The organism is Pseudomonas sp. (genome assembly GCF_049645325.1).
Lineage (GTDB): Bacteria > Pseudomonadota > Gammaproteobacteria > Pseudomonadales > Pseudomonadaceae > Aquipseudomonas.
The window spans coordinates 1-6,331 of the sequence record NZ_JBARTQ010000483.1 but is presented as its reverse complement, the minus strand read 5'-3'; the positions used below and the strand labels follow the sequence as shown (position 1 = coordinate 6,331).

Here is a 6,331-nt window from a genome sequence, read left to right as displayed (position 1 = left end):
ACGCGAAGCCTCGGGCAAGTCCCGTGGCGGCAAGGTGATTCTGGCGGCGGAGCAAGAAGGCGACCATATCCTGCTGTCGATCACCGATGACGGCAAAGGCATGGACCCGGCGATTCTGCGCAATATCGCCGTCAAGCGTGGCGTGATGGACAAGGATGCCGCCGACCGCCTGACCGACACCGAGTGCTACAACCTGATCTTCGCCCCGGGCTTCTCGACCAAAACCGAGATTTCCGACGTGTCCGGCCGTGGCGTCGGCATGGACGTGGTGAAGACCAAGATCAGCCAGCTCAACGGCTCGATCAACATCTACTCGACCAAGGGCCAGGGCTCCAAGATCGTCATCAAGGTGCCGTTGACCCTGGCGATCATGCCGACCCTGATGGTGATGCTGGGCAACCAGGCCTTCGCCTTCCCGCTGGTCAACGTCAACGAGATCTTCCACCTCGACCTGTCGCGCACCAACGTGGTGGATGGCCAGGAAGTGGTGATCGTGCGCGACAAGGCGTTGCCACTGTTCTACCTCAAGCGCTGGCTGGTGGCTTCGGCCAAGCATGAAGAGCAGCGCGAAGGCCATGTGGTGATTCTCTCCGTGGGCACCCAACGCATCGGCTTTGTCGTCGATCAGCTGGTTGGCCAGGAAGAAGTGGTCATCAAGCCTTTGGGCAAAATGCTGCAGGGAACCCCGGGCATGTCGGGCGCGACCATCACCGGTGACGGTCGGATCGCGCTGATTCTCGATGTTCCGAGCATGCTCAAGCGTTACGCCGCTCGGCGTATTTGATTCTGGTGGGGCAGGGCGGTATTGCCCGCCCCACCTAACGGAGTGTTTATGGCAGTCAAGGTCCTGGTGGTGGACGATTCGGGTTTCTTCCGCCGCCGCGTCTCGGAAATTCTTTCCGCCGATCCAACCATCCAGGTGGTCGGTACGGCCACCAACGGCAAAGAGGCGATTGATCAAGCCATTGCGTTGAAGCCGGACGTGATCACCATGGACTACGAGATGCCGATGATGGATGGCATCACGGCAGTTCGGCACATCATGCAGCGCTGCCCGACCCCGGTGTTGATGTTCTCCTCGCTGACCCACGAAGGCGCCCGGGTCACCCTGGATGCGCTGGACGCCGGCGCGGTGGATTTCCTGCCGAAGAATTTCGAAGACATCTCGCGCAACCCCGATAAGGTCAAGCAGATGCTGTGCGAGAAGGTGCACAGCATTTCGCGCAGTAACCGTCGCAGCCTGTTCAGTGCGCCTGCACCGACGCCTGCACCCGTTGCTGCGCCCACCGCACCGACCAGCACCGCGTTTGGTCGCCCTGCGCCAGCGCCTGCACCGGTTGCCCGGCCTGCGGTAGCGCCCGTTCGTGCACCCGCACCGAGCGCTCATTCGCCTGCACCCAAACGCAAAGCCTACAAGCTGGTCGCCATCGGTACCTCCACCGGTGGCCCGGTTGCCCTGCAGCGGGTATTGACCCAATTGCCGGCCAACTTCCCGGCGCCGATCGTGTTGATCCAGCACATGCCCGCCGCGTTCACCAAGGCCTTCGCCGAGCGCCTGGACAAGCTGTGCCGCATCAGCGTCAAGGAAGCCGAGGATGGCGACATCCTGCGTCCTGGCCTGGCGTTGCTGGCCCCAGGCGGCAAGCAGATGATGGTCGATGGCCGTGGCGCGATCAAAATCCTGCCGGGCGACGAGCGCCTCAACTACAAACCTTGCGTGGACATCACCTTCGGTTCGGCGGCCAAGTCGTACGGCGACAAAGTTCTGGCGGTGGTGTTGACCGGCATGGGCGCCGACGGCCGTGAAGGCGCGCGCCTGCTCAAGCAGGGCGGCAGCGCCATCTGGGCCCAGGACGAAGCCAGCTGCGTGATCTATGGCATGCCCATGGCCATCGTCAAGGCTGACCTGGCCGACGCCGTCTACAGCCTGGACGACATCGGCAAGCATCTGGTGGAGGCCTGTCTCTGATGGATGTATTGAGCCTGATCGGCATCATCATGGCGTTTGTCGCGATTATCGGCGGCAACTACCTCGAAGGCGGCCACCTCGGCGCCTTGGCCAACGGCCCGGCGGCGCTGATCGTGATCGGCGGCACCGTCGGTGCGGCGTTGCTGCAGTCGCCCATGAGCTCGTTCAAGCGCGCCATGCAGATTCTGGTGTGGATCATTTTCCCGCCACGCGTCGACCTGCCAGGCGGCATCGACCGCGTGGTCAACTGGAGCCTCACCGCACGCAAGGAAGGCCTGCTGGGCCTGGAAGGCGTGGCCGACGCCGAACCCGACAGTTATTCGCGCAAAGGCCTGCAATTGCTGGTCGACGGTGCCGAACCGGAAGCCATTCGCAGCATCCTGGAAGTGGATTTTTATACGCAGGAAAGCCGCGATATCAATGCCGCCAAAGTCTTTGAAAGCATGGGCGGCTATGCGCCGACCATCGGCATCATCGGTGCGGTGATGGGCCTGATCCACGTGATGGGCAACCTGGCCGATCCGTCGCAACTGGGCAGCGGCATTGCCGTGGCATTCGTTGCGACCATTTATGGCGTGGCCAGTGCCAACCTGGTGCTGTTGCCGGTGGCCAGCAAGCTCAAGTCGATCGCCATGCGCCAATCGCGTTATCGCGAAATGTTGCTTGAAGGCATTCTGTCGATTGCCGAAGGTGAGAACCCGCGCTCCATTGAATTGAAGCTCCAGGGTTTCATGGATTGATGGGAGGGAGTTGCCAGTGAGCCGTCGCCGTCGCGAGCCTGAAGAACACGTTAACCACGAACGCTGGCTGGTGTCCTACGCGGACTTCATCACCTTGCTGTTCGCGTTTTTCGTGGTGATGTACTCCATCTCGTCGATCAATGAAGGCAAGTACAAAGTCATTTCCCAGGCGCTGATTGGCGTGTTCAGCGACGCCGACCGCGCGCTCAAGCCCATCCCGATTGGCGAAGAGCGGCCGAAGACCGTGACCCCGGCCAAGCCGCTGGTCAACGACAGCGATGAAATCGCCGCCGGCGTGGGTGGCACCAGCGACCCGTTGAAAAGCATTGCCGACGACATCAGCGCCGCGTTTGGCGATCTGATCAAGTCCAACCAGATGACCGTGCGCGGCAATGAGTTGTGGGTCGAGATCGAGCTGAACTCCAGCCTGTTGTTCGCCAGCGCCGATGCGATGCCGAGCGATCAGGCGTTCACCATCATCGACAAGGTCGCGGCGATCCTCAAACCGTTTGAAAACCCGGTCCACGTCGAAGGCTTTACCGACAACTTCCCGATTGCCACTGCGCAGTACCCGACCAACTGGGAGCTGTCATCGGCGCGCGCCGCGAGCATTGTGCGCATGCTCGCCATGCAGGGCGTCAACCCTGAGCGACTGGCCTCGGTGGGCTATGGTGAGTTCCAGCCGGTGGCCAATAACGCCACCGCCGAAGGGCGCGCGCGCAACCGCCGCGTGGTGCTGGTGGTGTCGCGTAACCTGGATGTGCGCCGCAGCCTGACCGGCACCGGCACGGCCAATGCAACACCGGATGCGGCGTTGAAGCGGGCTGGCACACAAACTGCACCACCTGCTGTCAAGCCGTCGGTTCGTCAGAGCGCCGTCAATTCTCCGTCACCGGCCAAATAACCTATGCAATGTCTCGGTCGCGCCACTGCCTGCCGGGAGGAACCAACTGAATGAGAGTCTGGGCAGTTGCCAATCAAAAAGGTGGGGTCGGCAAGACCACCACGTCCATCGCCTTAGCCGGCTTGCTGGCCGAGGCGGGCAAGCGCGTGGTCGTGGTCGACCTGGACCCTCACGGCTCCATGACCAGCTACTTCGGCTACGACCCGGATGCGCTGGAGCACAGCTGCTACGACCTGTTCCTGCACAAGGGCAGCGTGCCCGCCGACCTGCCCGGGCAACTGCTGTTGCCTACCAGCAATGAACGCATTTCCCTGCTGCCATCCAGCACCGCCCTGGCCACCCTTGAGCGTCAGTCGCCGGGGCAGAGCGGCCTGGGCCTGGTGATCGCCAAGACCCTGGCGCAACTGTGGCAGGACTTCGACTACGCGATCATCGACAGCCCGCCATTGCTCGGTGTGTTGATGGTCAATGCCTTGGCAGCCAGCCAGCAACTGGTGATCCCGGTGCAGACCGAGCACCTGGCGGTCAAAGGCCTGGAGCGCATGGTCAGCACTCTGGCGATGATCAACCGCTCGCGCAAACAGGCGCTGCCGTTCAGCATCGTGCCGACCTTGTTCGACCGCCGCACCCAGGCGTCCCTCGGCACGCTGCGCGTATTGCGCGATGCCTACCCGGACACCATCTGGAATGGCTATATCCCGGTTGACACACGCCTGCGTGACGCCAGCCGCGCCGGTCTCACACCTTCGCAGTTCGACGGCAAGAGCCGTGGCGTGCTGGCTTACCGCGCGTTGCTCAAGCACCTGCTGTCGCAGCAGCTTGTGGCGCAGGTGGCGTGATGAACCGTCCCGTTGAACTCAAGACCCGGCCGCAACTGGCGCTGGAATCCTACCTGGATGCCTTGCTGCAGGACGCGACCGCGGAGGAACTGCCGGAACCGATTCTGGTGTTGGAGCCGGCGGTAGAACCTGAAAGCACGCTGGATGAATTTCAGCTGGCAGTGCTGGAAGAACAAGCCCGCGATGCGCACGTCGTGCCGGTGGCTGTGGCTGCACCCGCGCCGGTGGTGGAGCCGATCACGCCGGTGGTGTTGGCGCCCGTGGTGGTCGAGCCCGTGGTGGAAGTTCACCTGCCGCCGAGCATCACGCCGCCGCCGGTGACCGGTGATGGCCGCCCGTCGTGGGCCGCCGAGCCGTTCGAATGCCTGCTGTTCGACGTCGCCGGGTTGACCCTGGCGGTGCCGCTGGTGTGCCTGGGGTCGATCTACTCGCTGGAAGGCCAGGAGCTGACGCCACTGTTCGGGCAGCCGGAGTGGTTCCTTGGCATCCTGCCCAGCCAGGCCGGCAACCTCAAGGTGCTCGACACCGCGCGTTGGGTGATGCCCGACCGCTACCGTGACGACTTTCGCCAGGGTTTGCAGTACGTGATCTCGGTGCAGGGCTACGAGTGGGGGCTGGCGGTGCATCAAGTCAGCCGCTCGTTGCGCCTGGACCCGAATGAAATCAAATGGCGCAGCCACCGGGGCCAACGGCCTTGGCTGGCGGGCACCGTGATCGAACACATGTGCGCCTTGCTGGATGTCGCCGAACTGGCCGAGTTGATCGCCAGCGGCGCCGTGAAGACGATGGCGCAGAACAAACGCAGTTGATTGAACAATAAGGGCCGCGCGGTTGCGCGGCCGAAGAAGCACACACGCCGTACACAGCGGCATTTGAAGGGGTCAGGGGTATGAACAAGTCAGCGTCCGCACAAGGTTTGGATGATCCGATCCTGCAATGGGTGACCTTCAAACTGGACAACGAGTCCTATGGCATCAACGTGATGCGCGTGCAGGAAGTGCTGCGCTACACCGAGATCGCCCCGGTACCGGGTGCGCCAAGCTACGTGCTGGGCATCATCAACCTGCGCGGCAACGTGGTGACGGTGATCGACACCCGCCAGCGTTTTGGCCTGGTGCCGACCGAGGTCAACGACAACACGCGTATCGTGATTATCGAAGCCGACAAGCAAGTGGTCGGTATCATGGTCGACAGCGTGGCCGAAGTGGTTTACCTGCGCCAATCGGAAGTGGAAACCGCGCCGAACGTGGGCAACGAAGAATCCGCCAAGTTTATCCAGGGCGTGTGCAACAAGAACGGCGAGCTGCTGATTCTGGTTGAGCTGGACAAGATGATGAGCGAAGAAGAGTGGTCGGAACTGGAGAGCATCTGATTGTTCCTTGAGGCGGCGGTGATTGTCCTGGCCCTGTTGTGGGCCGGGACCTTGGCGTTCCTGTTGCGCTTTATGCGCCAGCAACGCGAATTGGCCCTGCAACAGACCGAGCGCGACGCCGTGCGTGATCGACGTGTGCTGGAATTGGTCAAGCGCGTGGATCACTTCCAGCAGAGTGCGGTGAAGGTTGGGGATGAAGTGCACGAACTGCGCGCGATCCTCGGGCCCTTGCCGGACCGGTTGGTGCAGCTGGAACAGCGTGATCCGTCGAACCTTTCGTTTGCTCAGGCGGCGAAGTTGGTGGGGATGGGGGCTACGGTGGATGAGCTGACGCAGTCGTGTGGGTTGACCCAGGCTGAGGCGCAGTTGATGAGCAAGTTGCACAAGGGCTGAGGTTTTGTGTGTGGATCCGGTTTTGTGTGCGTATCCGTTTTTGGGGTGATGGCCTCTATGGGTTCCGCTCTTACAGCGGGTCACTTTTTATAGAGCGCAAAAGTAACCAAAACG

8 protein-coding genes are annotated in these 6,331 nt (G+C 62.2%); all 8 read left to right on the top strand.

Annotation, left to right across the window (positions count from 1 at the left end):
• On the top strand, positions 1-784 hold a 784-nt coding region (locus WBB95_RS20800; RefSeq protein ID WP_424489294.1), incomplete at its 5' end, for a chemotaxis protein CheA.
• Positions 785-832: 48 nt separating this feature from the next.
• On the top strand, positions 833-1,969 hold the full coding sequence (locus WBB95_RS20795) for a protein-glutamate methylesterase/protein-glutamine glutaminase (RefSeq protein WP_424489293.1): 1,137 nt from the start codon (positions 833-835) through the stop codon (positions 1,967-1,969).
• Positions 1,969-2,709 (top strand): flagellar motor protein, encoded by a 741-nt coding sequence (locus WBB95_RS20790; protein ID WP_424489292.1) that lies wholly within the window; start codon positions 1,969-1,971, stop codon positions 2,707-2,709. The genes WBB95_RS20795 and WBB95_RS20790 overlap by 1 nt, the downstream gene beginning before the upstream one ends.
• 16 nt (positions 2,710-2,725) lie before the next feature.
• Positions 2,726-3,613, top strand: coding sequence for a flagellar motor protein MotD (motD, locus tag WBB95_RS20785; protein ID WP_424489291.1), 888 nt, complete (start codon positions 2,726-2,728; stop codon positions 3,611-3,613).
• Positions 3,614-3,663: 50 nt separating this feature from the next.
• A complete protein-coding gene (locus WBB95_RS20780; protein WP_424489290.1) occupies positions 3,664-4,452 on the top strand; it encodes a ParA family protein in 789 nt (262 codons plus the stop codon).
• The gene (locus WBB95_RS20775) at positions 4,452-5,261 is read left to right on the top strand and encodes a CheW domain-containing protein (RefSeq protein ID WP_424489289.1); all 810 of its coding nucleotides are present in this window, start codon (positions 4,452-4,454) and stop codon (positions 5,259-5,261) included. The genes WBB95_RS20780 and WBB95_RS20775 overlap by 1 nt, the downstream gene beginning before the upstream one ends.
• A gap of 80 nt (positions 5,262-5,341) precedes the next feature.
• Complete coding sequence (locus tag WBB95_RS20770; RefSeq protein WP_010564003.1) at positions 5,342-5,824, top strand: chemotaxis protein CheW; 483 nt, start codon at positions 5,342-5,344, stop codon at positions 5,822-5,824.
• Positions 5,825-6,217 (top strand): DUF2802 domain-containing protein, encoded by a 393-nt coding sequence (locus tag WBB95_RS20765; protein ID WP_424489288.1) that lies wholly within the window; start codon positions 5,825-5,827, stop codon positions 6,215-6,217. It begins immediately after the preceding gene.
• Positions 6,218-6,331 lie beyond the last annotated feature (114 nt).